1 protein-coding gene is annotated in these 1,691 nt (G+C 32.6%); it reads right to left on the bottom strand.

The features are described 5' to 3' along the window. Positions 1–11: 11 nt before the first annotated feature. The coding region (locus tag E0H99_RS17105) for an OmpA family protein (protein ID WP_131998519.1) at positions 12–1,691 on the bottom strand (1,680 nt) is incomplete at its 5' end.

A 1,691-nucleotide genomic window follows, 5' to 3' on the forward strand; every position in this document is an offset into this window, starting at 1 on the left:
ACAAATTATACTTACAAAGCAGTGATTATAAACTCACTTCTTCTATTGAGTTGATGTTCTTCTTCAGTACATTCTATGTTATCAGCACATTTATTCACCAGTTGTGATTCGCCATAACCTTTACCGATTAATCTGTTTTTGTTAACCCCGTTTTTAACTAACCATTTTATGGTAGATTTTGCTCTTCTATCTGACAATGCTTCGTTGTATTCGAAAGTTCCACGACTATCAGTATGGGAACGTATATCGAGCTTCATCGTTGGGTATTGATTAAGAACATCTAATATTTTTTCTAAATCTAAAGCTGCTTCTACTCTAATATCCGATTTGTCAAAATCAAAGTAAATCATTTTTATACCAAAGCATTTACCTAAATCATCGCCAACGGCTACTTTACATATTTCTTTTTCTAATGCGATTGGTAAATGTGTTTTTCCATCTGTTTTAGTGATAGTTATCTTTTGTTCTTTGGTTGTGTATTCCGGTTTTTGAGCTCTTACATTATAGGTTTTTCCACATTCCACATTAAAAGAATAATTTCCTTTTTCATCCGAAGCAACAGTATTGACAACCTTAAATTGATTATCATATAAGGTTATTTTTGTGTTAGCGAGTATTTCTCCCGTTTTTATATCAGTGATTTCTCCATAAAGAAGTTGTTCGCAAATAAGCCTTCTTGTTTCTAAAAATTTATAAATATCGTCATAGCCTTGACCACCGTCTCTGTTTGAAGTAAAAAATCCTCTTCTTGATTTTGGATCGATTAAATAAGCAAAATCATCTTTAGGAGAGTTCACATCAGCACCTACGTTTTGAACTTCATTGAAAGAGCTATCTTCATTTATTTTAGACATAAAAACATCTAATCCTCCAAGTCCAGGATGCCCATCTGATGCAAAGTAAATTTCATTTTCATCATTTATAAAAGGGAAAGTTTCTCTTCCTTCGGTATTAATTGTATTTCCTAAATTTTCCGGGATGCCAAAAGTACCATCTTCATTTATTTTTACTTTGAATAAATCAGACTGTCCTAATGTTCCAGGCATATCAGAAGCAAAATACAATGTTTTTCCATCAGGACTTAAAGCAGGATGTGCTGTACTGTAATTGTCACTATCAAAAGGCAGTTCAGTTACATTTGTCCATTTGTCATTCTCTAAAGTGGCTTTGTATATTTTAATTAAAGTAATTTTATTTCCATCTTTTCCTTTTTTACCATCCAGATAGTTGTTTCGGGTAAAATACATGGTTTTTCCATCACTCGTAAAAGCAGGAGTAGATTCATGAAACTTTGAATTTACATTTTTGTCAAACTTTTTAGCGGCACTTGGAGTCATGTTATCACCTAAATCCGCCGTGTACAAGTTTGTGAAATATTGATTGGTCCATTTGTGTTTTCTTTGTCCAAGACTTCCTGTATCTCTTGCTGATGCAAATACTATTTTATTAGAGTACAGCGCTGTTCCATAATCGGAATATTTCGAATTAACACCTGCATCTTCTATCTGGTATCTTCCAGAATTAGCTTTTATGGCTTCTAAATAATTGGTGTTTTTTTTGAAAAGTTTTGCTCTACTATCGTTTCCTGATTTTTGGTTGAATAGTTCCATCATTTCATTTGCCTTATCATTTTGATCTGTGGATCTCAAAGATTGAGCATAACGATAATAATATTCAGGTTCTAAATTGGA

It is taken from the genome of Flavobacterium sp. GT3P67, assembly GCF_004349155.1.
Classification (GTDB): domain Bacteria; phylum Bacteroidota; class Bacteroidia; order Flavobacteriales; family Flavobacteriaceae; genus Flavobacterium; species Flavobacterium ranwuense.